At 39.8% G+C, this 25,476-nt stretch carries 20 protein-coding genes and 1 pseudogene; 9 read left to right on the forward strand and 12 right to left on the reverse strand.

The features are described from left to right. Window positions 1–317: 317 nt before the first annotated feature. Window positions 318–1,625 carry a hemolysin family protein gene (locus tag ACWXWT_RS12495; protein WP_456041907.1) on the reverse strand — a complete coding sequence of 436 codons (1,308 nt, stop codon included), beginning with the start codon at window positions 1,623–1,625 and terminating at the stop codon, window positions 318–320. 366 nt (window positions 1,626–1,991) lie between these two features. Between ACWXWT_RS12495 and ACWXWT_RS12500 the strand changes: the two genes are divergently transcribed. The 4 genes from ACWXWT_RS12500 to ACWXWT_RS12515 all read left to right on the forward strand — a co-directional run bounded on the left by ACWXWT_RS12500 (window position 1,992) and on the right by ACWXWT_RS12515 (window position 10,112). Continuing rightward, window positions 1,992–3,512: a YifB family Mg chelatase-like AAA ATPase gene (locus tag ACWXWT_RS12500; RefSeq protein ID WP_456041908.1), complete on the forward strand. Its 1,521-nt coding sequence runs from the start codon at window positions 1,992–1,994 to the stop codon at window positions 3,510–3,512. Between the two features lie 79 nt (window positions 3,513–3,591). After that, window positions 3,592–4,488, forward strand: coding sequence for an acyltransferase (locus ACWXWT_RS12505; RefSeq protein ID WP_456041909.1), 897 nt, complete (start codon window positions 3,592–3,594; stop codon window positions 4,486–4,488). A gap of 5 nt (window positions 4,489–4,493) precedes the next feature. Next, window positions 4,494–5,411 (forward strand): acyltransferase, encoded by a 918-nt coding sequence (locus tag ACWXWT_RS12510; RefSeq protein WP_456041910.1) that lies wholly within the window; start codon window positions 4,494–4,496, stop codon window positions 5,409–5,411. 231 nt (window positions 5,412–5,642) lie between these two features. Beyond that, window positions 5,643–10,112 carry an EAL domain-containing protein gene (locus tag ACWXWT_RS12515; protein ID WP_456041925.1) on the forward strand — a complete coding sequence of 1,490 codons (4,470 nt, stop codon included), beginning with the start codon at window positions 5,643–5,645 and terminating at the stop codon, window positions 10,110–10,112. A 52-nt stretch (window positions 10,113–10,164) separates the two neighbouring features. On the opposite strand, the gene ACWXWT_RS12520 is transcribed toward ACWXWT_RS12515, so the two are convergent. After that, on the reverse strand, window positions 10,165–11,256 hold the full coding sequence (locus ACWXWT_RS12520) for a branched-chain amino acid aminotransferase (RefSeq protein ID WP_456041911.1): 1,092 nt from the start codon (window positions 11,254–11,256) through the stop codon (window positions 10,165–10,167). Between the two features lie 231 nt (window positions 11,257–11,487). Then, window positions 11,488–11,847 carry a RidA family protein gene (locus ACWXWT_RS12525; protein ID WP_456041912.1) on the reverse strand — a complete coding sequence of 120 codons (360 nt, stop codon included), beginning with the start codon at window positions 11,845–11,847 and terminating at the stop codon, window positions 11,488–11,490. A 171-nt stretch (window positions 11,848–12,018) separates the two neighbouring features. Between ACWXWT_RS12525 and ACWXWT_RS12530 the strand changes: the two genes are divergently transcribed. Continuing rightward, entirely contained in the window at window positions 12,019–12,240 is a 222-nt protein-coding gene (locus ACWXWT_RS12530) for a cell division protein ZapB (protein WP_456041913.1), read from the forward strand. On the opposite strand, the gene ACWXWT_RS12535 is transcribed toward ACWXWT_RS12530, so the two are convergent. From ACWXWT_RS12535 to ACWXWT_RS12565, 7 genes are all read right to left on the reverse strand, one after another. After that, window positions 12,237–12,449 (reverse strand): DUF1107 domain-containing protein, encoded by a 213-nt coding sequence (locus ACWXWT_RS12535; RefSeq protein WP_456041914.1) that lies wholly within the window; start codon window positions 12,447–12,449, stop codon window positions 12,237–12,239. The genes ACWXWT_RS12530 and ACWXWT_RS12535 overlap by 4 nt on opposite strands. Window positions 12,450–12,921: 472 nt before the next feature. Beyond that, window positions 12,922–13,539, reverse strand: a complete 618-nt coding sequence (locus ACWXWT_RS12540; RefSeq protein WP_456041915.1) for a thiol:disulfide interchange protein DsbA/DsbL — start codon at window positions 13,537–13,539, stop codon at window positions 12,922–12,924. A gap of 130 nt (window positions 13,540–13,669) precedes the next feature. Next, complete coding sequence (locus ACWXWT_RS12545; RefSeq protein ID WP_456041916.1) at window positions 13,670–14,671, reverse strand: serine/threonine protein kinase; 1,002 nt, start codon at window positions 14,669–14,671, stop codon at window positions 13,670–13,672. A 10-nt stretch (window positions 14,672–14,681) separates the two neighbouring features. Continuing rightward, window positions 14,682–14,984: a DUF3630 family protein gene (locus tag ACWXWT_RS12550; protein WP_456041917.1), complete on the reverse strand. Its 303-nt coding sequence runs from the start codon at window positions 14,982–14,984 to the stop codon at window positions 14,682–14,684. A gap of 26 nt (window positions 14,985–15,010) precedes the next feature. Then, window positions 15,011–16,489, reverse strand: coding sequence for a protein adenylyltransferase SelO (locus ACWXWT_RS12555; RefSeq protein WP_456041926.1), 1,479 nt, complete (start codon window positions 16,487–16,489; stop codon window positions 15,011–15,013). After that, window positions 16,479–16,811, reverse strand: a complete 333-nt coding sequence (locus ACWXWT_RS12560; RefSeq protein WP_456041918.1) for a hypothetical protein — start codon at window positions 16,809–16,811, stop codon at window positions 16,479–16,481. Before ACWXWT_RS12560 ends, ACWXWT_RS12555 begins: the two co-directional genes overlap by 11 nt. A 107-nt stretch (window positions 16,812–16,918) precedes the next feature. Next, entirely contained in the window at window positions 16,919–17,728 is an 810-nt protein-coding gene (locus ACWXWT_RS12565) for a hypothetical protein (protein ID WP_456041919.1), read from the reverse strand. Window positions 17,729–18,103: 375 nt separating this feature from the next. Between ACWXWT_RS12565 and ACWXWT_RS12570 the strand changes: the two genes are divergently transcribed. The 3 genes from ACWXWT_RS12570 to ACWXWT_RS12580 all read left to right on the forward strand — a co-directional run bounded on the left by ACWXWT_RS12570 (window position 18,104) and on the right by ACWXWT_RS12580 (window position 20,220). Further along, entirely contained in the window at window positions 18,104–18,496 is a 393-nt protein-coding gene (locus tag ACWXWT_RS12570) for a nitrous oxide-stimulated promoter family protein (protein WP_456041920.1), read from the forward strand. Window positions 18,497–18,560: 64 nt separating this feature from the next. Then, entirely contained in the window at window positions 18,561–19,484 is a 924-nt protein-coding gene (locus ACWXWT_RS12575) for a hypothetical protein (protein WP_456041921.1), read from the forward strand. 154 nt (window positions 19,485–19,638) lie between these two features. Next, a complete protein-coding gene (locus tag ACWXWT_RS12580) occupies window positions 19,639–20,220 on the forward strand; it encodes a lipid-binding SYLF domain-containing protein (RefSeq protein ID WP_456041922.1) in 582 nt (193 codons plus the stop codon). Between the two features lie 1,091 nt (window positions 20,221–21,311). On the opposite strand, the gene ACWXWT_RS12585 is transcribed toward ACWXWT_RS12580, so the two are convergent. Further along, the gene (locus ACWXWT_RS12585; RefSeq protein ID WP_456041923.1) at window positions 21,312–22,214 is read right to left on the reverse strand and encodes a hypothetical protein; all 903 of its coding nucleotides are present in this window, start codon (window positions 22,212–22,214) and stop codon (window positions 21,312–21,314) included. A gap of 1,058 nt (window positions 22,215–23,272) precedes the next feature. On the opposite strand from ACWXWT_RS12585, the gene ACWXWT_RS12590 reads away from it, so the two are divergent. Beyond that, the gene (locus tag ACWXWT_RS12590; protein ID WP_456041924.1) at window positions 23,273–24,505 is read left to right on the forward strand and encodes a hypothetical protein; all 1,233 of its coding nucleotides are present in this window, start codon (window positions 23,273–23,275) and stop codon (window positions 24,503–24,505) included. 464 nt (window positions 24,506–24,969) lie between these two features. Here ACWXWT_RS12590 and ACWXWT_RS12595 read toward each other — a convergent pair. Continuing rightward, window positions 24,970–25,122: pseudogene (locus ACWXWT_RS12595) on the reverse strand (transposase); the annotation flags it as partial. Window positions 25,123–25,476 lie beyond the last annotated feature (354 nt).

Below are 25,476 nucleotides of genomic sequence, written 5' to 3' on the forward strand. Positions count from 1 at the left end.
TCTCAGGTATTCCACTTCTGTGTTACATCGATTTAAAAGGCAACAACCATTTCTACATCAATGTGCCTTGAATTGAAAAACCTGAGAGACTCTGAACTGACCAGATATTTAATGAGATTGGTATAAGCTACTTTTACTTAACGAAGAGGACTCAACAAAGAGTAAAACGTTTTTAGCCGAACCCTTCGGGCAGTGTTTGTTGGTCATTTTTACTGCATTATCGACTTTTTATGTAGAATAACGACACCGCAAAGTCTCTTCTTTGTACAAATGACCAACAATTCGCTGCAAAAACAACCTTGAAAGATCAACAGGCCCTAAGGTATTGGCGGTGTATCAATGTCTATGCGGGTCACTAACAATTGGTCGACTTTGTATGAATCAATGTCCACCACTTCAAATTTATATCCCGCATAATTAACAAAATCAGTCCGCTTAGGTATTTTACGCAGCATGTACATCATAAAACCGGCTATCGTTTCATAATTTTGATTTTGTGGAAAAACCTCAATACTAAACGCACGCATAACATCAGTAATTGGTGTGACACCATCAACTAACCAAGAGTTACCATCGCGGGCCACAATTTGCTCTTCACTTTCATGTAAAGACCACGCCCCCATTACTGCACTTTGCAAATCGTTGGTGGTCACAATGCCGACAACTAAGGCATACTCGTTCATGACGACGGCAAAGTCGGCGCGATTATTCTTAAAATACTCCATCGACTCAGACAACGTTAAGGTGTCTGGGATAATTAAACAGTTATGCACCAACGTACTGCCTTTTAAAGTGATGTTCTCGCCGTTAATTACCCTAATCAACAACTCTTTTGCATCAACAAAGCCTTTAATCATGTCTAACTGCCCATCACACACCAAAAATTTGTTATGCGGGTTTTTGGCAATTTTTTGCTTAATATCCTCTTCAGTATCTTGTAGTAAAAAGTACACCAAACTTTCGCGCGCCGTCATTGCAGATGTCACCGACACTGATTGCATCTCAAACACGTTTTCCATCATTTGTTGCTCGCCTTTGTCGATCACCCCAGCTTCTGTACCTGCGCTCATCATGGCGTAGATATCATCATGGGTCACTTGGTCGTTACGCGCCGTTGGCACTTGCAATAATTTAAAAATTGCGTTGGCCAAACCATTAAAGATCCATACAAACGGTTTTAATACTTTAATGCATAGAATAATTGGCATCACAAAAGTAACCGCAACCTGCTCAGGGATCACCATCGCAATCCGTTTAGGCATTAAATCCGCAAACAGAATAAATAGTGATGTGACCGTGACAAATGAACAAACAAAACTTAATTGCACCCCCCATTCGGCCCCTAATAAAGGCAATAGAAATTGTTCAAAGTGAGGCCTAAAAGCCGACTCACCAACAATACCGCCCATAATCGCAACGGCATTAAGTCCGATTTGTACAACGGTAAAAAAGCTGCCCGGATGAGCCTGTAATTTGAGCACTTTGATGGCACGTAAATCGCCCTCATCTGCCATTAACTGCAAACGCATTTTTCGTGATGCCGCAAGGGCAATTTCAGACATAGAAAAAAAACAACTAATGCCGATTAGGCACAAGATGATCAATAAATTATCAGAGAGGCTCATAGTTTACCTTTACCTGAATACTAGCCAAAATATCAGGAATGAATGTGCATATCATTGTCGCGTCATAGGCAAATGTATGATCACAGCCGGTTATTTCACATCTAAACTAACAGGACTAATGATTCAATACACATAGAAGTATAAGTGGTGGAAAGTCATTATCGCGTTTCACTATAACAGACCAATCAATAATCTATTCTAGTAGACGATAAAGCGACGGTATTCTACTCAACATCAGTCATTTAAACTAGCTTATAAAGATAACTTTATATGAGTTATATCGCCTTTATCACGCAAAAAAAAACATCGCTGCTAGACTATAAACACCTCTTCATTTGTATACTATTCAAACAAAAGGATTTGTTAATGGCGATAGCCTGTGTATTTACTCGAGCAAGTTGCGGTGTAGAAGCACCAAGAGTCACTGTTGAAGTGCATTTAAGTAACGGTTTACCTGCGTTTAATCTAGTTGGGTTACCAGAAACCTCTGTCAAAGAAGCTAAAGAGCGTGTCAGAAGTGCACTGATTAATGCCGGTTTTGAGTTTCCACAAAAACGCATTACCGTCAATTTAGCCCCCGCAGATTTACCCAAACAAGGCGGACGATATGATTTACCGATTGCGGTGGGAATACTCGCGGCATCAAATCAAGTGCCAGCCAAAGCACTACACCAATGTGAATTTGTTGGCGAACTCGCACTGTCAGGGTTAATTCGCCCTTGTAGCGGCTTATTACCGGCAATTATTGCGGCTCGCAATGATCAACACCACTTCTTTATGCCCATTGAAAACCGTCATGAAGCCGAACTGGTTGGTTATAACCACAGTTATTTTGTCGCCCACTTACAAAACTTAGCAGCTTTTTTGCATGGCCAAGCACAATTACCACTGTTAGATACCTTACCCGAATGGATTGAGGAGCCCGAAATACAACCGTCACTGTGTATGAGCGATGTGATCGGCCAATATCAAGCAAAACAAGGTCTTGAAATCGCCGCAGCTGGCGGACATAACATGCTTTTTCTAGGGCCACCAGGAACGGGGAAAAGTATGTTAGCCAATCGCATTATTCCATTATTGCCAAAGCTTACCTACGACGAAGCCATTGAAGTTGCCGCCATTCACTCTGTTGCAGGACTCGAAGTCAAACCGCAGAACTTCTTGAACCGTCCTTTTCGGTCACCACATCATACCTGCTCTTCTATTGCACTTATTGGTGGCGGTAGTCACCCCAAACCAGGTGAAATATCATTGGCACATCGTGGAGTACTGTTTCTTGACGAAATCGCCGAGTTTCCTCGAAAAGTACTCGATTGCTTAAGAGAACCACTGGAGACTGGCCAAGTTGAGATTTCCCGAGCGGCCGCAAAACTGACATTTTCAAGTCGGTTTCAACTGATTGCAGCAATGAACCCAAGCCCTTGTGGCGATACCGAACGAGCCCGTTCAACTCCGGATCAAATTCAACGCTATTTATCCCGTTTATCGGGGCCTTTTTTAGATCGTTTTGATTTAACCGTAGATGTACCAAAACTTCCTGCTGGCACATTAACTCAACAGCATACCCCCACTGAATCCAGTGCAGAAATAGCCCAGCGTGTAAAACAAGCACGCGACCAGCAACTCAACCGCTCAGGTGTATTAAATAGTGAATTAACCCCAAAGCAACTCAAACAAGACGGTGCGATCACTCAACCCGATCTCGCTTTTTTAGAACAAAGTGTCGTGAGTTTGGGTTTATCCGTACGTAGCTTTCATCGTATTCAACGGGTATCACGCACCATTGCCGACCTACAACAATCTCCCACTACCGAACGCAGTCACATTGCTCAAGCCCTTGGTTATCGGGCAATGGACCGATTACTGGCAAAACTGAATCAGCAATAAGCGTAATTTAACCTATCGTATTGATTGAGCAAAACAGCGACAACGAGTAACATAGCCCTCCGTTTAATAGGAGAGAAAAATGCCGCTGCTTTCGAAAATAAAAGGTTCAATCGCATTCTTATGCTATTTATTTAATACCATTTTTTGGACCATCCCTATCTTGGCGTTCAGTATTGTAAAATTGATCCCAATGGGTTTTATTCAAAAAATATGTAGTTATATTCTGGATAATTGCGCGACAGCATGGATCAGTGTTAACACTGTGGTCGAAACCGTTTTTCATCCGATGCGCATTCATGTCACAGGCGACCAATCTTTTTCTGAAAAAGAATGGTACATGGTCATTGCCAACCACCAGTCTTGGGTCGACATCCTCATCTTACAACGGGTATTTAATCGTAAAATTCCTTTTTTGAAATTCTTCCTTAAACAAGAACTGATTTTCGTTCCCGTACTCGGTCTAGCGTGGTGGGCATTAGATTTTCCATTTATGCGCCGTTATAGCACTGCACAATTGCGAAAAAATCCTAAGTTAAAAGGCAAAGACATTGAAATAACACGCAAAGCATGTGAAAAATTCAAAACCAAGCCTGTCAGTATCATGAACTTTGTCGAAGGTACGCGTTTTAGTGCAGCTAAACATGATAAACAAGCCTCCCCTTTTCAACATCTCTTAAAACCCAAAGCTGGCGGGATGGCTTTCGCACTATCAGCCATGGGAGAACACATTAATAAACTAGTCAATGTCACCATCTATTATCCAGATACAGTACCAACCTATTGGCAATATATCTGTGGTGCGCTATCTGACGTGAGAGTGGATATCAAAATCACCGACATTCCTCAGCAAATGCGAGGAGATTATTTAAAAGATCGTGAGTTTAAAATTAACTTTCAAGAACAGCTTAATCAGCTTTGGCTTGAAAAGGACCTGCAACTACAAAACTTTGCCTCACAAGCAAAACCAAAGGTATAACAAGTATGCTGAGTTTTTTACCTGGTCCAGTGTTGTTTATTATCAGCCTATCACTATTAATCATTAATACCCTTTTATGGAGTTCATTGTTAACAATTGGCGGCATAGTTAAGTTGCTACTGCCATTTTTACCAATACGCCGTTTATTAACACATATAATGAACCGTTTTATGTGGGCATGGGCAACATGCAACGGCGGCATTCTATATTTAATTTCAAATATTGAATGGGATGTCAAAGGGTTGGAAAAACTTGACCCGAACGGTTGGTATTTATTAATCAGTAACCATGTCAGCGGCTTTGATATTGCTGCCCAAACATATTTATTACGCAACCATATTCCAATGTTAAAGTTCTTTTTGAAGAAAGAACTCCTTTATGTGCCAATAATGGGGCTAGGTTGCTGGGCACTCGACATGCCATTTATGAACCGCACCAGTGCAGCAAAATTAAAAAAAAATCCAAAGTTAAAAGGTAAAGATCTTGAAACGACTCGCAAAGCCTGTGAACGCTTTAAGCATATGCCTACATCAATCATTAATTATGTCGAAGGTAGTCGTTTTACCGAAGAAAAGCGCATACGTCAAAATTCACCTTATCGACACTTATTACGCCCTAAAGCAAGCGGCATTGCATTCACACTGTCTGCCATGGGCGAACAATTTACCAGCCTATTAAATATTACGTTGGTGTATCCCGAAACGTCAGAGAATGTACTAACTAACGTCATGCATGGCCGCACCAAAAAAGTCGTTGTGCGGATTGAGGCCCTGCCCGTACCACGAGTAGACTCTGCCGTTTACTTTTCAAGCCCCGAAACCCGTGTTGAATTTCAACGTTGGCTAAACCAACTGTGGTTTGAAAAAGATCAGCAAATCGACGACATTATAAAAACGCATCAACAACAAGAACAAAAGACTTAAACCGCTCTAAAAACAACCAAAAAAGAGTGTTATATCGCATTGCGCGAGCAAAACTATCCGTTTTACATGGAAAAAGAGTTAATCTGTAACGCGATTGATAAAACTATTTAACAACTGAATAAGTAGGGTTTTACTGTTATCATCACTAACGATCTGTAGCAGCCTTTTTCAATGTAACTTTATAGGTGAAATTTGAATTTTCGTGTATTTACACTTTTAGCTCACTGCCTAATGTTAGCCATAACATTGAGTTTTTCAGTGCCTGTTACTGCGCAAAATGATCCATACGATGCCTTATCCGAAGTAAAATTTGAACACTTTGATACCATCAATGGCCTCAACCAAAATTCGATCACCCGCCTGTTTATGGATAGTTCGGGAATGTTATGGATAGGCACCCAAGATGGCTTGCATAGCTACAATGGGGTTGAATTTAATTTATATTTAAAACAGCAAGAAAGCAGTAACTCAATTTCGGGTAATTTTATCACCGACATAGTGCAATCATCTGATGGTGATTTATGGGTAGGCACTTACAATAATGGCCTCAATCGACTCAACCTCACTAACGGAGAGTTTACGTCCTTCAAACAAGCTCAAGGCTTAACTGAATTACAAATAACCCATCTCGCGGTAATTGGCGATACTCTTTGGGTAGGAACACGCTCAGGTTTATTCATTCTGTCCCAAAAAACTGAAAAAGCCATTCCAGTTAGCTTAGGAAATAATATAACTCCAAATGTGACTAGCATTGCTAATATTGATAACAAATACATAGTCGTTGGAACCCAATCTCATGGCACATTTGCCATTGATAGTAATACCATTATTCGCCTCGATATCCCCGTGAGTAAAACCGTAAATGAAATAAAATCAAGCTCTATATATTCAGTTTGGCTTGCGATAGAAAATCAAATTTGGCACTACAACCTAGACACTCATCAAAAAGAACTGATTTGGTCACGAGAAAACCGCCAAGGCGATAAAAAGACAATCGAGCAATTTGTAGTCAAAAATGACAATCAATTATGGGCTATTGGCAATAACTCGGGATTAATTCAGCTCGATTATGATGGTGAGAAATGGCAAAGCACGGTTTATAAACATAATTCACGTACGCTCAATAGTATCAGCGCAAATAACTTACAAACATTAATGCTCGATCCCACAGGCACATTATGGATAGGGACAGACTATTCAGGTATAGACAAGCTCAATATCAATCATCAATACTTTCACCACCTCTACGATTACCATTCCAATTTACCTAGAATGGCAAATATGATCCGAAGCATTTTTAGAGATAATCAACAACGTCTTTGGATTGGCACAGAGGGCGTTGGGGTAAAATATCTTGTTCCGGGTGATAATAACTATCACTACATCAACCGGTTATTTAGCCAGTTACTCGCCATTCCAGAAGACCAACTTTCGCTTATTGTTCACGATATAGTGCAAGGTCCGAACGACACGTTATGGTTTGCGACAAACCTAGGAGTATTTAATTTAGATAACAATACCCTACAACAAATAAAGCCAGCTAATAAGCAACCTCATAGAGATAGCAAATTCCGTAGTTTAGCCTTTGATAATGATGGTCGTTTATGGATGGCTAGCTCCCAAGGGTTATATTATATTGCACCGCAAAGCAAAATAATGTTGCCATATGACTTTGGGTTTCAAGCAGAATACTCTCCTTTTAAGTATCAAATTCTCAAATTATATTTTAGCCAAGGCTACCTGTGGTTAGGCACTATGGGCGGAGTGGTACGGCTCGATCCTGAGGCAAAAAAACTAGACTGGCTCAATCACAATCCTGACAACCCATACAGTTTAAGTGATGATCGTGTCCGCGACTTCTTACTCACTGACAACGGTGACTTTTGGGTAGCAACTCATGGTGGCATAGATAAATTAACGATTGAAGATGGCACGTTTAAATTTGATCGCAAAGATGTCAATGCCGATAACAGTAGTAATACGGTTTATGCCATTTTGGAAGATTCGCAACATGATCTTTGGCTAAGTACTAATAGCGGGATTTCACGTTTTACACCTGAAACAAACACTTACGTATCTTATAACCGATATGAAGGCTTACAAGGTAGCGAGTTTAACGGTTCAGTTAAATTTAAAGACAGTAACGGTGATTTATGGTTTGGCGGTATTCGAGGATTAAATCAATTTAGCCCCCACCAGATCCCTAAACAACTACCAGAGACTAAATTAGCGCTAACAAAATACACCATTGGCGAAACGTCACACCCGATACTCGATTTAAGCCAAGCGCCTAACATTATCATGCCATACGAGAAGCAATTAATTAGCTTTGAAGTCAGCTCATTAAATTTTGGTTACCCTGGCTTAAACCGTTTTAGTTACTTTCTCAGCGGTTTTGATACCGTTTGGCATGAGTTAAGCCGTGGTAATAAAATCACTTATACCAATCTTCCTCCAGGAGATTACGAATTAATTGTCCGTCATGCTCTTGGCGCCAATCAGTACAGTAATTACACCTTAAATGTCAATGTATCGGTGGTTCCACCTTTCTACATGACACATTTTGCTTACGCACTGTATGCTTTTATTGCGCTGTTACTGGTTGCTTTATTTTTTATTGCGCAAAAGAAAAAGCGAGTTAAACAACGCGAATTCGATAGCAGTATCCGTGCTTCTGAAGAGCGCCTAAAGTTAGCACTATGGGCTTCTGGAGACGGTATGTGGGACTGGAATATCAAAGAAGATATCGTTTATCGTACCAATATGGTCGAACCGATGAACTTTACCCAAAAAGATCAATTATTGACTAAAAGTATTCATTCAGAAGATCAATCTAGGGTTCAAAAGTTACTCAATGATCACTTAAATGGTGAGACAGAGTTCTTTGAAGCTGAATATCGTATTGAATCATCACCAGGCGAATGGTCATGGTTATTAGATCGCGGACAAGTTGTTGAACGTGATGACGATAACAACCCACTCCGAATGGCGGGCACCCATAAAGACATTACCAGCCGAAAAGTCACTGAAAACGAATTAAAGCTATCATCACAAGTTCTGTTTAGTATGAATGAAGCTGTTGTCGTTGGTGAGCTCGACTACCAAATACGTTCAGTCAATCCGGCTTTCAGTCGTATTACCGGCTTTAAACACCGTGACGTTGTCGGCAAACATTTTCTATTTTTAACCATGGGTAAGCAATCTCGTGAGTTTTATAACTCAGTAGAAACCCAGTTGTTAAGACACAAGCATTGGGCTGGCGAAATCAAGATAAGAACCCGCGACCGTCGCGGCATTCTTGCCTGGCTTGAAATCAATCAAGTTATCGATAACAAAGGTGAAACCAGCCATTTTGTGGCGGTGTTTACCGATATAACTGCGCGTAAAAAAGCTGAAGAAGACTTACGTGTATTAGCTAACTTTGATCCATTAACGGGGTTACCTAACCGTACCCTGTTCCAAGACCGCCTAAATCAAGCAGTAACTAAGGCTCATCGAGCTGAAAGCATTGTTGCACTGCTATTCTTAGACTTAGACCGCTTTAAACACATTAACGATTCGATGGGTCATCACGTTGGCGACTTATTGCTAAAAGCCGTCGCCCATCGGCTACAAAATGCCATACGTGACGGCGATACTGTTGCGCGTTTAGGTGGCGATGAATTTACCATTATTTTGGAAGGTGTGGCCAAAACAAAAGCGGCAACAATTATTGCTGAAAAAGTACTGCATGCATTTCAAACACCTTTCTTACTTGATGACAAAGTCCTAACGATATCGCCATCAATAGGTATCAGCCTGTATCCTGAAGATGCTCAAGACACCAGCTCGTTAATTAAATATGCTGATACCGCTATGTATCACGCTAAATCGTTAGGACGTAATAACTTCCAATTCTATACCGAGAAATTGAATCAGTATGCTACGCGTCATGTTCAACTAGAAGCGGGGCTTAAAAAAGCCATTCAAGAGAATGAGCTGTATTTGGTTTATCAACCTAAATATGATGTTAAAACCGAAAAAATCATCGGACTGGAAGCATTGTTACGTTGGGAAAGTCCTGAACTTGGCTTTATTTCTCCCGTTGAATTTATCCCAATGGCAGAAGAAACGGGCATGATTAATCAAATTGGCCACTGGGCTATCAACCAAGCCTGTAGTCAGCTTGCACAATGGCATAGCTTGGGTTTTGAGCATATCTCGGTTGCCGTAAACCTCTCAGCAAGACAGCTGAAAGCCGATATCATTTCTACCATAGAAGTCGCCCTAGCGGTATCAGGTTTACCTGCAAGTGCGCTAGAGCTTGAGTTAACTGAATCGATGATCATGGGTAATCCAAAAGATTCAGTTGCAGTGCTGGCACAATTAAAAGCGTTAGGATTAACTATAGCGGTGGACGATTTCGGAACAGGCTACTCCAGTTTAAGCTATTTAAAACGTTTCCCGATTGATACCTTAAAAATTGATCGTGAATTTGTGCGCGACATTACAGAAGATCCAGACGACGCTGCTATCACTAGCGCAATCATTACCTTAGCCCACAGCTTAGAGTTGAATGTAGTAGCAGAAGGGGTCGAAACTCAAGAGCAGTTAACATTCTTACGAGAAGGTGGCTGCGATCAAGTGCAAGGGTTCCTACTTAGTAAGCCCATAAATGCTAAAGACTGTTTAGCATTATTAACCCAAGACAAAGTCGATTAAAAAAGCTCCACTCAGGAGCTTTCTTAAACCTATATCAATGCGTTTAAATGAACTATGGTGCAACACGTTCCACGCGTTTAACCCAGCCTTGCGGAGCAGCAACATGGCCTTTTTGGAGTTCTGTAAACAGCTTATAAATACGCTGAATATTAGGGCCCACTTTACCATCGCCAACAGTCACAACCCGTCCATCTTCAAAGATATATGAGCTCACAGGAGACACCACGGCAGCAGTACCAAACCCACCAGCTTCAATAATTTCACCTGATTCAATATCCGCAATAAACTTATCCAGCATGACAGTCTCTTGCCTCACTTCACAGCCCAACATATCCCCAAGTTCCATAATAGACTGAGAGGTAATGGATTTTAAAATGGTGTCAGTGAATGTCGGAATAATCACAGTGCCATCTTTTAAAATATGGAAATGATTCATCGCGCCAGCTTCTTCAATTTGAGTATTGGTTGAATCTAAATACAATACCTGCGATGCACCATATTCTACAGCGGCTTTACCTGCGCGTAGCGAGGCAGCATAGTTACCAGCAGCTTTAGAAGCACCAGTTCCACCAGATACTGCACGGTGATACTTAGTACTGATTAACAAGCGAATACCATTATTAACCCCTGAGGCATAATAGGCGCCAGAAGGGCTTAGCATTACGCAGAAAGTGTATTGTTGGCTTGGGCTAACAGACAAACGATCTTCCGTTGCAAAAATAAAAGGTCGAATATATAAACACGCACCTTGTTGCTGTGGGAACCACAAACGATCAACATCAATAAGCGCGTTAATTCCTTTAAGCTGCATAGCTTCATCTATATTAGGAATACACACAATATCGGCAGAACGATTCATACGCTCAGCATTCTTGTTTAGACGGAAAGTGTATATTTCACCGTCTTCATGCATAAAGGCTTTAGCACCTTCAAAAATCGATTGACCATAATGCAACGACATTGCACCTGGCGCCATTTCAAACGGGCCGTAAGGGACTATGCGTGGATCACACCATTGACCATCACAATAATCCATTAAAAACATGTGGTCAGTACGTAACTTACCGAACCCCACATCGCCTTCAGGCTTAAAGGGTTCAGTGCGACGCTCTAACGCAGATTTTAAATTATATTTTATGTCCATTGCATACCACCTTAAAAACTGAGCTTGCAGACTATGGAGGCGAGAGATTAATGTCAAGTAGCAGCTCTACATCCTAGATCAAAATACGTCAAATGAACGTAACAAGCATCAATATATTTACCCTGAACACGAGATAAGAGATGAGGATATAATAATAAATGTAATCATCACCCTACCCCGAACTTAAGTGTTTATTCATATTACGACAGACAAAATGTGTCAGTACGTGCGCTATAACGACTCAACAACTGCGGCAATGACCGCTATTTCAACCAAATATTCAGGCTCTGCAATAGCAGCCTGCACACAAACTCTTGCGGGAGCATGACCTGCAGGTAACCAATTATCCCAAACCTGATTCATTGCATCGTAATCGGTCATGTCTTTAAGATAAATAGTGGCAGACAAAATATGATCGCGTCGACTCCCTGCTTGGTAAAGTAAACTATCAACTTCTTCAAGCATAGTAACGGTTTGGTTTTTTATATCAGAGAGTTTATCTTTTGCAACTTGGCCACATAAATAAACGGTATTGTTATGGATTACAATGCTGCTCATACGAGTGTTAACATCGAGTCTGGTAATTGTCATAAAAAGTCTTTTGCTGCTTAGGTTAGCAGATGAAAATAGCGCGATCTTAGATAAAGCACAATATAGGCCTATTTATTGAATATTTTTTAGCCACTTAGTTTTAAAGGCTATTCCTATAGGCCTTGTCACTGCTAGAATCGGGATTCCATCCAGAAACGTATAGGACTCCCCATGAGCCTTGAATTATTGTCCCAACTGGAAAACAAAATCCAGGCAACTCTCGAAAATATTGAGCTATTAAAAATGGAGCTTGATGAAGAGAAGCAAAAGAACGAAACATTGATGTCGCAGCAACAAGAATTGACACAAAAAAACCAACAATTGCAGCAAGACCTTAACTCTTGGAGTGATAAGGTCAATGGCCTTGTTGGTTTATTAAATAACGAAATTTAAATGGATTGATGCTGCCTTGATTGCGCCTCAATTAAGGCATTCAATTCACTGATAGCCTGCTTCACTTGTGGCAGGCTTTTTTTCGTCTGTAAAAAACGACCGTTATCAAATTCGAGCAAGCCTAAATCTTTTACCCAAATAACCCCACTTAGAAAGATCCTTACATGCTTAACAATCAATTTAGGTGCATAAACAGGGAACATTCTCATACGGCTTCCTCCAAAAAAATAACCTGCACAAAATACTATGGAATAACTAACGATAAGCCGTGTATAACCTAAACAATATAAACGTGATATCAACCACTTCCCGCTTTCTGTTAAACACAACTTTGATACTGTCAATTTGGACTGCTTGTTTACCAAAGAGTTTCATCACTGAGTGATTATTTTTTGTTCATACAAATCATATAAAACAAAAAGCGACACTTTAATGTCGCTTGCCAATATTTTGACGCCATGTTAATATCACCGCGTTACTCAGGGTAAAAAAGAGTCATTTGACTCATCACCGTATTGTCTTTTATAGATATACGGTTTTTTTTTGCCTTTTTTTACTCTTTAACATTCAATCCGCTATTTTAGCTCATCCAACAATAATATATTTTAAGCGTAAAAAAGGAGCCGAAGCTCCTTAGTGACTCTTTTAGGATAAGAGGTGATTTATAGCATCAATGAGAGATTACTTTTTATTCATTGATGTTAGGTAAAATGCGATATCAATTAATTCATCATAAGATTTAATTGAACCCGTTTCTACACGGTATTTACCATTAACAACCAGTGAAGGAACACCCGAAATTTTCGCGTTTTCGGTATCTCGTTTCATTTTAGACATCTTCGCATTAACCATAAATGAGTTGGCTGCAGCATCATATGCTTTAGCATCTACCCCATTAGCAATAAATAATGCTCTGATATCATCTGGACGAGTAAACTGTTGACGCTTATCGTGAATAGCACTAAATAATGCTGGCTCGATTTTATCTTTCACATTAAGTTGCTCTGCGATAGCAAATGCACGAGACATTTCCACGCCCATTTGGCGACCAATAAACTCTACGTGAGCTTGATTAAATTCGACACCATCTGGCAAGTTTGCTTCAATCTTAGGAACAACTGTTTTAGCAAAATTAAAACAATGTGGGCAATAGAATGAGAAAAACTCAGTAATTTCTGGCTTAGCTGTTTCTGGGCCGTCATTAATTACAGTGTAATGTACACCTTCTTTATAATCAGCAGCCATTGCAGCCATTGGCGCTAATAATAGTGCTGCGGCCATCAGTAATGCTTTTTTCATTTTACTTCCTTCTGTATAGGCAAAATTTAAATACGCTGGCTCTATCATAGTCTAGCGTAAGCCTGTAACTCAATCTCTGGCCAATTGTATTTGTAACTAAATACAATTCGATAGTGATTATGAAACATTGTTAATTAAAACTGGGTAAACTTAATGGCGCCTCGTTAAGCGCAGACAGCTGTTCTTTAAATGCCAACGTTTGTTGCTCCCAATACTTCAGATCTGCAAACCATGGAAAGTTCATCGGAAATGCGGGGTCCTGCCAACGTTTCGCTAACCATGCATTATAGTGCACCATCCTAAATGCCCTTAATGGCTCAATTAACGCTAGCTGTTTAGCGTCAAAGTCACAAAACTCTTGATATCCTTCTAATAAAATATCAATTTGTAGTAACTGTTGCTGCCGATCGCCAGTGAGCATCATCCACAGGTCTTGTACTGCAGGGCCTTGCCTTGCATCGTCTAAATCAACAAAACCAGGTCCGTCCGGTGTCCATAAAATATTACTCGGATGCAAATCGCCATGCAGACGTATTGAGGTAAAGCTGTGTTGCTGCCAAATCTGTTTAGCTTTATCTAAAACCTGTTCAACGACCGTAAAAAATGCGTTTTGCATTGCACTGGAAACAATACCACTCTCGCGTAAGTAACGATAAGACTCATCCCCCAAAATGGCTGGAGTAAGCGGTTCTCGATAAACAAAAGGCTGTCTTGCACCGTATTGATGAATACGACCAATAAAACGCCCAACCGATTCAAGTTGCTCTAAGTTGTCCACTTCAAATGCACGTCCACCTATTGAAGGGAAAAGCCCAAAACGATACCCTTGATATTCAAATAAGGTTTTTCCATCAATAACAACCGGTACTGCAATTGGGATGTCTTCAGCCGCTAATGCCAAAGCATAATCGTGCTCTTCTTGAATTTGCTCATTACTCCAACGATGTGGCCGATAAAACTTCACCACATAACGAACACCTTGGTCGCAACGAAATTGATATACTCTATTTTCGTAACTGTTTAACGCTAATAAGCCCGTTTCAGGGAAGACGCCAATACTTTCAATAGCATCTAAAATGAGATCGGGTCTCAATGCCTGAAAATGAAACTCTGCGCCTATACGGTTATCCATGTGTGCCTTCTTAATTGGTTTGAATATGTGGAGCAAGTAGCGTTAATAAAAACGCTAATACGTCTAAATCGTTAGCACTGTCGGTGGAAATCCAACAAATATCACCATAAAACTCATAATGTAACCATAAAGGGCTGCCTTCAAAATTTAATAACCATTGATGCCGATCGGCGCCCCATTGGCGCTCACGAACTTCGCAATCAAGTGCAGCAGCTAACGGCTCTGCAAAACGTTCAAATTGCTCAAAATCCACTTCAGCACGAATAACAATACTTAATGCGGCATGATCTAACTTGGCTGACAATAATTTCATAAATTGACTCAGGTAAAATACATCAATTAACTGCTGCAAGACATAATTAAGCCTTGTCCCCATTGTGGTGGGCGTTTGGCAAAATCTTCCATCTCGGGTTGTTCATCATAAGGACGACATAACAGTTGCTGAAGTTGCAATAATTTACTGTCATCACCGTTTTCTTCAATCGCGATAATGGCTTCTTGTGCGAGGTAATTACGCAAAATGTACTTAGGATTAGCACTATTACGCTCACATTGCCACGCATCCACATCAGCAACCTCACCCACTCTTTTTTGGTAGGCAAGATACCAATTGTCAAAGCCAGCAAGATCAACCATATCCTCTCGCAATGTTGGATGTGAACCATTTGGGTCCAACTGACCAAAGCGGCGAAAACTGTTAGTGTAGTCAAGCTGATTCGTTTCAAGCAATACTGTAAATTCCCCTAACAAGTGCAAATCTTGTTTATCAAGTTCAGCTTGCGCTTCTGGGCTGAACGCACTTGAATGAGCTGGTAGCTGCAACCCTACTTTGGCTCGCATCAAGCTTAAATATTGCTGAACCAATACTGATTGATAGGTATTTAGCGCGGCAATTAAATCATCAGACTCGATAACAGGCGTCAGCGCTTGGGCCAAACGTTTGAGGTTCCATAAACCTACTCCAGGTTGCTGGCCATAAGCATAGCGGCCTTCATGATCAGAGTGATTACAAATAAAGCCTTCTTTAAAAGTATCTAAGAATGCAAACGGACCAAAATCAAAGGTATCACCCAGTATCGACATGTTGTCGGTATTCATCACGCCATGAGCAAAACCGACAGACTGCCAGTGGGCAATCATTTTTGCAGTAGAATGTACCACCTCATAAAACCACTGTTTATAGCCTGCGGCATCCGTTGATAAATGTGGAAAATGCTGCTGTATTGTAAAATTAAGCAGTTGAGTTAATTTATCAGCATCGCCTTGTTCACTATGGCAAAAATATTCAAAATGACCAAAACGAATATGACTTTTTGCTAAGCGAACCGTTATTGCTGCGGTTTCTTGGCTTTCTCGCCACACGGGTAAATCAGAACCAATAACAGCTAGCGCACGGCTGGTGGGGATATTTAGCGCCGCAAGCGCTTCTGACACTAAAAACTCCCGTACTGCCGAGCGCATCACAGCCCGACCATCACCTTGGCGAGAATACGGCGTTGGGCCGCCCCCTTTTAACGCCACATCCCAAGCTCCATTAGGGCCAATAGCTTCACCTAATATAATTGAGCGACCGTCGCCTAACCTTGGGGTATAACCACCAAATTGATGACCACTATACACTTGGGCATAATAACTCGCGCCTGGAGCCGAATCGTTAGCCGACAACTGCATCAACAATTCATTATTGGGTTTTTCTAAACCAATGAGTTTTGCAGCATCCTCACTCCAACCAAGCCAATTAGGGTTACTCATTGGTAAAGGATAAACTTGTGAGTAGAAGCCTTCTAATTGCTCGAAGAAATCTTGCTTAAACTGCATCATACTTTATTCCAACGACTTGGCTTTTACACTGCAGTTGCTGTTGATCATCAACCTGGCACAACTCTCCGCATATAAAAGCTTTCTCGGCAGGCACTGATGAAGCCTGTAAACGTAACATTCCTGCGCCTTTTGCTTGGCATTGCTCCAACGAATTGTAATAACCGGATATGTGGTCTTGCACAGCAATTTCTGTCGGTAATGGTGTTTGATCTGCAACATAAAACAAGGTCCATTCAGGGGTACGAATACAACCAGAAAGTGCAATTACAGCGGCAGAAATTAGCAATATTTTAGTCCATGTATGAATCATTAATGTCATTTTAAACCTTGAAAGCATTGGATTTGAAGCAACAAAAAAGCGAACCAAGGTTCGCTTTCCTTTTGAATATCATACCTGATATCCATCCAACAGTATTGATTAGCCTGTTAGCTCGCTTTGGCTTTCGCTTTTTCGATACGTTTTATTCGCCCTTCAAATCCAGTAACCGTACCATCGGTTAGCTGGTATTCAAGCGCTTGCTGGCACACATTAATCGCCTCATCAAATTGACCAACATCGTTTAACAATGTCGATAATTGCATAAATGCGGGTGATTTGATTGCATCAGTGCTTTTTTGAGCGGTATTTTGTTGATGTAATGAGCGATATAACCCTAAATAGGTTAACTGCAATGCTGCACCATATTGGCAATAATCTGCTTGTTTACGCATCTTATAACAATGATTGATCACACTGACTAGGTCGCGATGCTGGCTTTGAAGATCAGTCGCACCGTTAGCTGCTTCAACCTGCTGCAGAAAACTATCGCTGGCCCAATCCCCTTCGACATTATCAAGGTGTAGCTGTTGCCCTTGCTCCTCTGTTGCCGATTGGTTTATTTCTGTCGCGTTTGATTTAACCTCTAATGGGCTAGCTTCTGCTACTGTAGCAGTATCGTTTAGAGGAGCCTCTGGCGAAGGCGTTGCGTCAGTATGCAGACCATCTGATGATGTTACTTCTGGCTCCGTTTCAACGTCTACCGCAGTGGTCGCTTCGACAGTGTCATCGCTAAGCGATACGGGCTCCTCAACAGACTCTTTTTCAGCTATTACTGTAGGTTGAGCGACGTCTTTTGATGATGAATGCGGCGCCGCACTACTCTCGTTTTCATCAATCTCTTGCTTTGCTACCGCTTGAGTCCGTCTATACAAATACAGAGCAATTGCAACCAATATGAGAATTAAAATTACCTTCATTAGGCTTCCACCTTGCTAATGATGCGCCATAGCGCATGATTTTATCGCACTTACAACGGTATTCATTGTAAGGCAACGTAACGGTTTTAATGATAACGCGCAGATTCCTAAGCGCTGTGCTTTTTTTAAGCACTTCCCATTATCGTTTCAATGTATACTATAAAATCAAGTATTTATCTATTTTAATCTGTCACAAGTTGTCGATTACTGGTCATTTAACATTTGTTTCGATCATTTTTGCGATCCCGACCTCAAAAAAAACTATTTTGAGCTTAAGTTCAAAGTTAAATATGCTCAATTTGTCAGGCCATATAGCCAAGTTTACACTACAAATATCCGACTAATTTACTAAGGTATAGAATAAGAGATAACACTATGAGTGATGAAGAATTACTAAGCGGAAAATTACTCTACGAGTTTCGAACAATGCAAGCTATGGTCGAAATCTATTGTAAAGCACATCATCCGCTCAAACCGTCACAAGGAGTGTGCCCACAATGCTGTGAGTTTTTAAATTACGCAAATACCCGCTTAGACCGTTGCCCATACGGCCAAGATAAGCCGACTTGCAATAAATGCCCTGTACATTGTTACAAACCCCACATGAAACAAAGAGCGCGAGAAATAATGATGTTTGCGGGTCCAAGAATGCTACTACCACATCCCATTATGGCGATTAAGCATTTACTTGCAGAACGCAAACCCACTCCAGGTTTACCACCAGAAAAGGCCTCAAACCGCCATTTGCGTAAAGCTAAGCAAAGTTAATAATCGAAAACTACTCGGTTAATAGAAAGTAGGTTAGTATTCACTATCGTCAAAGAGAGTGAAAATGAACCAATTTAACGATTTATTCATCCAAACATACTGGTGGCTCTCCTTACTCGGAGGCATTCATTGCCTTGGTGTTGGCCTGTATGTTCATTATATTTACCAAAGTACCACTCGTAGTCATAGCCTGCTGGCGGGGATATTTTTACTTATTGGTTGTTACTTTTTAACCGGTTTACTTACCCCAGAAACCACCCCAATTCCAATACATTTAACCCTTACATTGTTTATTCCAATCTATTTTTTACTCATGCCAATGCTGTATTTATATTGTAAAAGCAGCCTGACAGAACAAGACTATAAGCCACTACTCATAAAGCATTTTGCCAGTGCCATTATTACTGCGTTAGTTACCAGTTCAACGGTGTTATTTCATATCAGCATTGGCCCTAACATCTCAACTACCACCTTAAGTTTATTAAGTGATTTGAGTATAATCAATGTATTAGCAGTACTCTTGCCGATACTATTAATGCTGCAAACTATTGGCTATTTCTGGGCAATATATCGTTTATTATCCCAATACCGCCCTCAATATTTGGCCAAAAGGCAGCTTAACTTACAAGTGATTCGATTTCGTTGGTTAAGTGTATTAACCATAGGCATTCTGATTAATTGGCTACTGCGTATTATGTTGGTTTATTTACCTTTCTATCTAGGTGACTCAATCCCCTTTTTAATCCAAGCAGTCACCCGCTTGAGTCTATTACTTACCGTATATGTGTTTGCATTATATGGCATTCAACAAGTTACTCGAGCTGCCTATTTACGTGGCACAATTAACGCAACCAACCAAACACCAACCAACAACGCCCCATTACTCAACAATGAAGAAATGACCTATTTACAGGATTTAATGCAAGATGAAAACAAAAGTGACACCGCCAATGTCAGTAGCGCAAACCAAGGCGACAAACAAAAATAGTCCTTCACAAACCCGCTCATTACTGGTAATAACCAAACAAAATTAGCAATCGCTAACATTACCGATTATAAATGTTTATTAACTCGCGTCACTTAAGGGGTATGCTACCCTAAGGTGAGTTTTTATCATGACAATTTAGTCTATGAGGTTATTTATGAAACGTTCAATTAGTGTAGTACTTTCCAGTCTACTCGTGTTATTAAGCTTCGCGTTTACTGCGCCTAGTTTTGCTAATGAAGAAGCTTATAACGATGCCATTACTAACTTCAAAAAGGCCAATGAAAGCAGACATTTATTTAATAGCGCATATGGCTATGCCATATTCCCTAGTGTCGCCAAAGGTGGTATTGGCATTGGCGCAGCATACGGCAACGGCCGAGTGTATCAAGCTGGCTCATACATAGGTGACTCCACATTAACCCAGCTCTCTATTGGGTTTCAGCTAGGTGGGCAAGCTTATAGTGAAATCATCTTCTTTAAAGATGCTAAAGCATTGAATGATTTCACCAGTGGAAGCTTTGAATTTAGCGCACAAGCATCGGCAGTCGCGATTAACGTTGGCGCTAATGCTCAAGTGGGTACCACTGGTAATTCCGCTGGGGCAGGACAAGCAGGCAGTAATCATGCCGCAACCGCAGCCTATATCAACGGCATGGCCATATTTACCGCCACTAAAGGTGGGTTAATGTACGAGGCCGCACTTGCAGGTCAGTCGTTTACTTTTGATGGTAAGTAACCAAACGAGTTTGTATTTATGGCCTGCGGCCACTAACGTCGTAGCGCTTCGCCGATATCAGACTTTTCAAACTTCGTTTGAATTAAAATCGCAAGGTTCCACCCTGCACGGGCCAAAAGGGGATCAACAGCAATCCCCTCTTGGATCACCCCTGCCGTTCCGGCAACATTTTCGCTATTTAACCAAACAACAGCAGCGAAAAAATTGCGACGGAAATTGATCCAGCTTTTGGCTTCATTTGAATCCTGCTTCGGCCCATTTTACAATAAAGAGTGAAAATGCTAACGCTTTCGATGGTACATCTGATGTGAATGGATCCTCGAATGTCGTGATGGCATGGTCTATGATGTTCCCGACATCATAATGACATTTCCCATATCCATATGGGTCAGATACCAAAGAGCAACCTGTACCGCGAAAGCTAGCCCGTCATGCATGGCTAGCTCACGCATTCTTTTATAAAGAGTCTTCAACGGCCTCAATTTCAAAGTTGAATTTATCCATTTTCAATCATGGCTTCTGACTCACTTATGGACATTTCTGCGTTAGGACTTTTGCTCTACTATGTGAGTTATAGGTGAATATTCCTATGGATCAACGCCGCGTTAAGGTGTCCATTTCTCGATAGGATCGATTCAAACTATTGCTCGGTGAAAAAATTTGGGCTGGTAATAGATAAGTGAATGACTACGCAGTTAAGCCAAGAAAAATATTTCTATTTTTACCGTAACACAATTTAAAGCGCAGAGCGGGATTACGTTTTATAAAATGTAATAGTCAAATCAACCATTGTAATTGTTTGAAAAATTCGCATTCTCGCTCCATGAGCGCTGGCTATCAATTAACAATAGCCAACGCTGATAACGATTAATTATATTGATTTTTTATCTTGATGATTTATTAATATTGTGAATATCACAGGCATAATGATAGGTAACAATAAAAATAATAGCACCCAAAACAGTTTTTTTGTTTGTGACAAACTTGATGTTAAAATAAATTTCATTGGAAACAAAACTATGATTGCAAACATCAATACTTGACCAATTAATGTCGGTGTAATTTCCATTATAAGTAACCCTTCTTACAGATTAAACGCAACTATAAACATACACAACACGCTCACTTCCATCTTTATCTGTGACAGTTGTTTTAACCACTGAGCAATTTGTTGCTCCAGATGACCTCAAGCCGCCCACAAATAATGCAAACTTATTGGCCGTATTAAGTCCAGAAAATTTTACGTTTCTAACAGTATTAGCTTCATTCATATCATCAGGCAATTTAACTAAGTAACCATCTTCATCTACGATATACGCTGAATCTTGAACATATACAAAAACTGCATTACCGGTAAACAAATCTCCTAACGTCAATTGCTCAACATCCGCAATCGATATAATCAATTCTACATTATCTTTGAACGTTATTTTCATCCTATTATACACTGCGTTATTAGGAAAAACTCCTACTACACTATCTAATATCCGTATTGTTTGGGAGGCTCCAAGAATAATTCCATACCACTGATTGTTTAATCTATTAAAGACTTTATTCCTAGTTTTTTCATCTGACAGAAAAGCCATTCCATTCTCATCTGAAATAAAAGGATTGCTGAAAATAAGGTTTAACTCCGAAGTTAACGCCTCCCATTCGGATTTAATAGTTGGTTCCGGAAGTACTTCCCTAGCATTATAGACCAAACTAGGGAAAAATGGTGACTCAGACCTACTAACCAAGTAACTTTTCATTGCCTCATTATTAATATCAAATACGTTTACATAGGTGTACTCAGGTTCGCCATAATCATCTGAAATAAAAGCAAGGGATTTAGATCTAGTTATTGCTTTATTTTTGTAATCAATGTCATCACAATTATGACAATAAACAGAGTTAATAGCATTAACAGATGGGTATGAATAAGTCGGGGAACTGTAGATAGCCACCATTGTTAATATGGCTGTTACCACAAAATAAAAAGCAATTTTTTTCATTAAATTTATTCCTTTAAATAAAATATATAACCATTGTAATTGGGGGTAACAAGTATGAAGCAAATATACAGCAACAGCTGTAATATGGCCAATCTTCAAGCGCCCGAGCCAATATCATTATTGTTGAACCTTGGGGTTTTCTGGGTGCCGTTAACTATTCAGGGCATTGCTATCGCTATGACCAGCGCGAACAATGAGTACAACGTACCCCTATAGTTTGGTTGATTGTAACCCCTATTCCTTACTTGCTGATTGAGTACAAAATTGATCTGACAATTGATGAAAATGCTAATGTGTGCATAAAACTAAGCTTGTTATGTATCACAAACACCCAATATTAGTAGTGTTCTTGTAACCGCCTTTATCACATTAGAATAAATTATCCAAAAAAGTTTCTGGTAAAGGCTTCAGCCAACAGGCTATAACAAGGAAAGGGGCAGAAATGTGTTGGCCACGCTAACTTGAAAATGGACAGAAACCGCTTAGGGTATTTAGTCTAATGTCACGGGTATTGATTAGATAAAGTATCTCAAACCATCATGAAGGCCATCCTTAAATAAGAAATAAAAAATCTAATCACGTTTGTAGACATTGGTTGGTTAAGAACTCTACTATATACTGGTCTGAGGATCAGTTGATAACAAACAATACTGCTCTATATGTTCAACTTGCTCGGATAATGATGGTGTTGCCTCGGCTGATAGTGTTAGAACCTGAGGCATATAAGCAACCGCCTCTTCAATCTATACCAAGTGTGTCGGTTATCCTTTGGCTCTCAGTACTTCTTGTTTGTTTTTTTAATTAAAGACAAGAACAATGATATTGAGGATACAAAGACCAAGCCATATCAATTAATTATGAACTGTATAAAAAACACCCAGAAAAAGCAAATTTCTATAGCATAAATAATGTCAGCAGCACATAATAACTAAACAACTTGGATGTAGCTAGGGTCTAGTCCAACAAGTGATTTACGCCCTGCAAACTATGTTACACATAAATACTAAGACGTTAGCTAACTACTTAAGCATAATGGAATACACCTAAAAGGAATTACCGTGATAAAGTCTCTATTACTAATTTTCATTCTATTCACTACCTATTGTTCAGCGAATACTGATACTGAACTATTTTTATTGGAAGCTGTTAAAGTTGGCAAAAAAGTCCAAGAAATATCCCAGGGAACAAGTCTAGTTGAAAAGCTTCCGCTTATTGAAGCTTTATCGAAAGAATACAAGGTTGATTCTGTTGCATTTGATATTTTAATGCAGGAACTTAGCGTTTATTATTCGTTTGCTGGTCAATACAAGGAAGTACTTATCTCTAACGATAGAAGCTCAAGTGAGAACACTTCCACTTTGGATGATTTAACACAATTTGAAGTTAAAGATGCAATTCATCAAATTCTGAAAAAAGCTGAAACCCATCAAATAGTAATGATTAATGAAGCCCACGATAGAAGTCAACACAGAGTATTAACTTACCGATTACTTGATGGGTTATGGAAACAAGGCTTTCGTTATATTGCTGCTGAATCACTTAACAATAATGCATCTAAGAAAATTAAAAATGGTTATATCACTAGCAAAGCTGGCTACTATACACAAGAACCTATATTTGCAAATCTAATACTCAAAGCAAAAGAAATGGGCTTCCAAATAATATCTTATGATAATTACAAGCCGAGAAAGTTAAATACAATTGAAGAACGTGAAACTAATGCTGCACTATCCATTAAAGAAAAGATTTTCGATAAAAACCCCAAAGCTAAAGTTCTTATTCATGTCGGCTATGCCCATATAAGAGAGGATGAGTGGTTAGCAAGTAAATTAAAAGCAATCACTGGACTTGAAACGCTCACTGTTGACCAAACGAAGCGTATGGAAAAAAGCGATGAATTATATGAGCATCCAACATACACAATGGCTGCCAAAAAGAGTACGTTAAAAACACCTTTTGTTTTTCTAAACAATAAACAAGTTTGGAGTTCAAATCCTAATAGATGGGATATTTCAGTTTTTTGGCCGAGAACTACCTATCAACAAGGTCGTCCTGATTGGGCTGATTTAGGTCGATTACCACATAGCATTACACCTAGCGACTGCAAGGATATGTTCCCATGTATGTTTGAAGTATTCAAAATTAATAATGCAGATGAAGTGCCAATTGACAGAATAATTGTTTCATCTTCAAAAGATAAGAAATCAGTGTTTTTGTCGAAAGGTGATAACATCATCGTAATTACTGGAAGCGACGGAAAGCTGATAACTAAAACTATAATATCTGGCTGATTTTTCGCCACCTAATCGTTAGCTAACTTGGTGGCCAGAAGTATCTAGCCTCCAGCAGCCACACTCAGGGCTAAGGCGTGATCATTATTCGAGCAATATGAGTATGCATAGATCAGTTGAACATACAGAGCAGCATTGATTGTTGTCAACTGCTCCTCAGAGCTGTATATAGAAGAGAATTTAACCATCGAAGGTGTGGTTTGGCGGACACTTACCCTTAAAAGTACCAGGACTTTCCATCCTGGTACTTATAGTTACGACTTTATAGCCTTAACAATCGAGAACTGGTTCTGCACAATTGTTACCCTGGTTATCACAAATAGTGGTTAATTTTGGCTTTCCTCCAGAAACCATCGATAGTTGATTAAAATCTAATTGTTTTAGCCCTTGACGGCTTATATTTTCTATTCTTTTAGACTGATTATTTTTTGATACTTAATAATTATGCCACCCATTTTTATGATATTGTGATACCAAGTATCAAACCCCGATAAATCGAGTTTATTTTCGATAATATAACAAAGGGCATACTCAAATGTACCAGGCAGAATTTGCTCTGAAAAATTGATAGGAATGAATTTACTTTGACAGGATAAATCAGGCTTGTAGTTGGCCATAACAATTTACTGTAGGTGAATAATGTCTATTAGATCACAGACATCGACACCCTACAAGCTCAAAAAACAACCAAGTAGCTTTATGTATGAAAAAGACGTTGAAACGTCATTTTTGGAGAAATTCCAGTTAGTTAACTATACCACCCAATTTTATGATGATTAACATAACTTCTTTTTGCTTTGATTGCGATAACCCTCTGAACTATATAAATGTATAAATTGAAGGCCTATCCACTTAGCACAACCAACCACTATATATTGTGGTTATCGATCTTTAATTGATTGGTACGTTATCGGCTTAGAACGCACTGCTTGTTCAAGCAGCCTGTAGAATAATAATCCCCGAGAATCTGA

This window comes from Shewanella sp. A22, assembly GCF_053850585.1.

Bases quoted from the DNA above. Each gene is read 5' to 3' on its own strand.
- ACWXWT_RS12535 (WP_456041914.1), bottom strand. From the start codon at position 12,449: ATGAGAATGTTCCCTGTTTATGCACCTAAATTGATTGTTAAGCATGTA.
- ACWXWT_RS12555 (WP_456041926.1), bottom strand. From the start codon at position 16,489: ATGCAGTTTAAGCAAGATTTCTTCGAGCAATTAGAAGGCTTCTACTCA.
- ACWXWT_RS12500 (WP_456041908.1), top strand. From the start codon at position 1,992: ATGGCGATAGCCTGTGTATTTACTCGAGCAAGTTGCGGTGTAGAAGCA.
- ACWXWT_RS12570 (WP_456041920.1), top strand. From the start codon at position 18,104: ATGAGTGATGAAGAATTACTAAGCGGAAAATTACTCTACGAGTTTCGA.
- ACWXWT_RS12530 (WP_456041913.1), top strand. From the start codon at position 12,019: ATGAGCCTTGAATTATTGTCCCAACTGGAAAACAAAATCCAGGCAACT.
- ACWXWT_RS12565 (WP_456041919.1), bottom strand. From the start codon at position 17,728: ATGAAGGTAATTTTAATTCTCATATTGGTTGCAATTGCTCTGTATTTG.
- ACWXWT_RS12540 (WP_456041915.1), bottom strand. From the start codon at position 13,539: ATGAAAAAAGCATTACTGATGGCCGCAGCACTATTATTAGCGCCAATG.
- ACWXWT_RS12520 (WP_456041911.1), bottom strand. From the start codon at position 11,256: ATGGACATAAAATATAATTTAAAATCTGCGTTAGAGCGTCGCACTGAA.
- ACWXWT_RS12585 (WP_456041923.1), bottom strand. From the start codon at position 22,214: ATGAAAAAAATTGCTTTTTATTTTGTGGTAACAGCCATATTAACAATG.
- ACWXWT_RS12505 (WP_456041909.1), top strand. From the start codon at position 3,592: ATGCCGCTGCTTTCGAAAATAAAAGGTTCAATCGCATTCTTATGCTAT.
- ACWXWT_RS12575 (WP_456041921.1), top strand. From the start codon at position 18,561: ATGAACCAATTTAACGATTTATTCATCCAAACATACTGGTGGCTCTCC.
- ACWXWT_RS12510 (WP_456041910.1), top strand. From the start codon at position 4,494: ATGCTGAGTTTTTTACCTGGTCCAGTGTTGTTTATTATCAGCCTATCA.
- ACWXWT_RS12495 (WP_456041907.1), bottom strand. From the start codon at position 1,625: ATGAGCCTCTCTGATAATTTATTGATCATCTTGTGCCTAATCGGCATT.
- ACWXWT_RS12560 (WP_456041918.1), bottom strand. From the start codon at position 16,811: ATGACATTAATGATTCATACATGGACTAAAATATTGCTAATTTCTGCC.
- ACWXWT_RS12545 (WP_456041916.1), bottom strand. From the start codon at position 14,671: ATGGATAACCGTATAGGCGCAGAGTTTCATTTTCAGGCATTGAGACCC.
- ACWXWT_RS12515 (WP_456041925.1), top strand. From the start codon at position 5,643: ATGTTAGCCATAACATTGAGTTTTTCAGTGCCTGTTACTGCGCAAAAT.
- ACWXWT_RS12580 (WP_456041922.1), top strand. From the start codon at position 19,639: ATGAAACGTTCAATTAGTGTAGTACTTTCCAGTCTACTCGTGTTATTA.
- ACWXWT_RS12525 (WP_456041912.1), bottom strand. From the start codon at position 11,847: ATGACAATTACCAGACTCGATGTTAACACTCGTATGAGCAGCATTGTA.
- ACWXWT_RS12550 (WP_456041917.1), bottom strand. From the start codon at position 14,984: ATGAAATTATTGTCAGCCAAGTTAGATCATGCCGCATTAAGTATTGTT.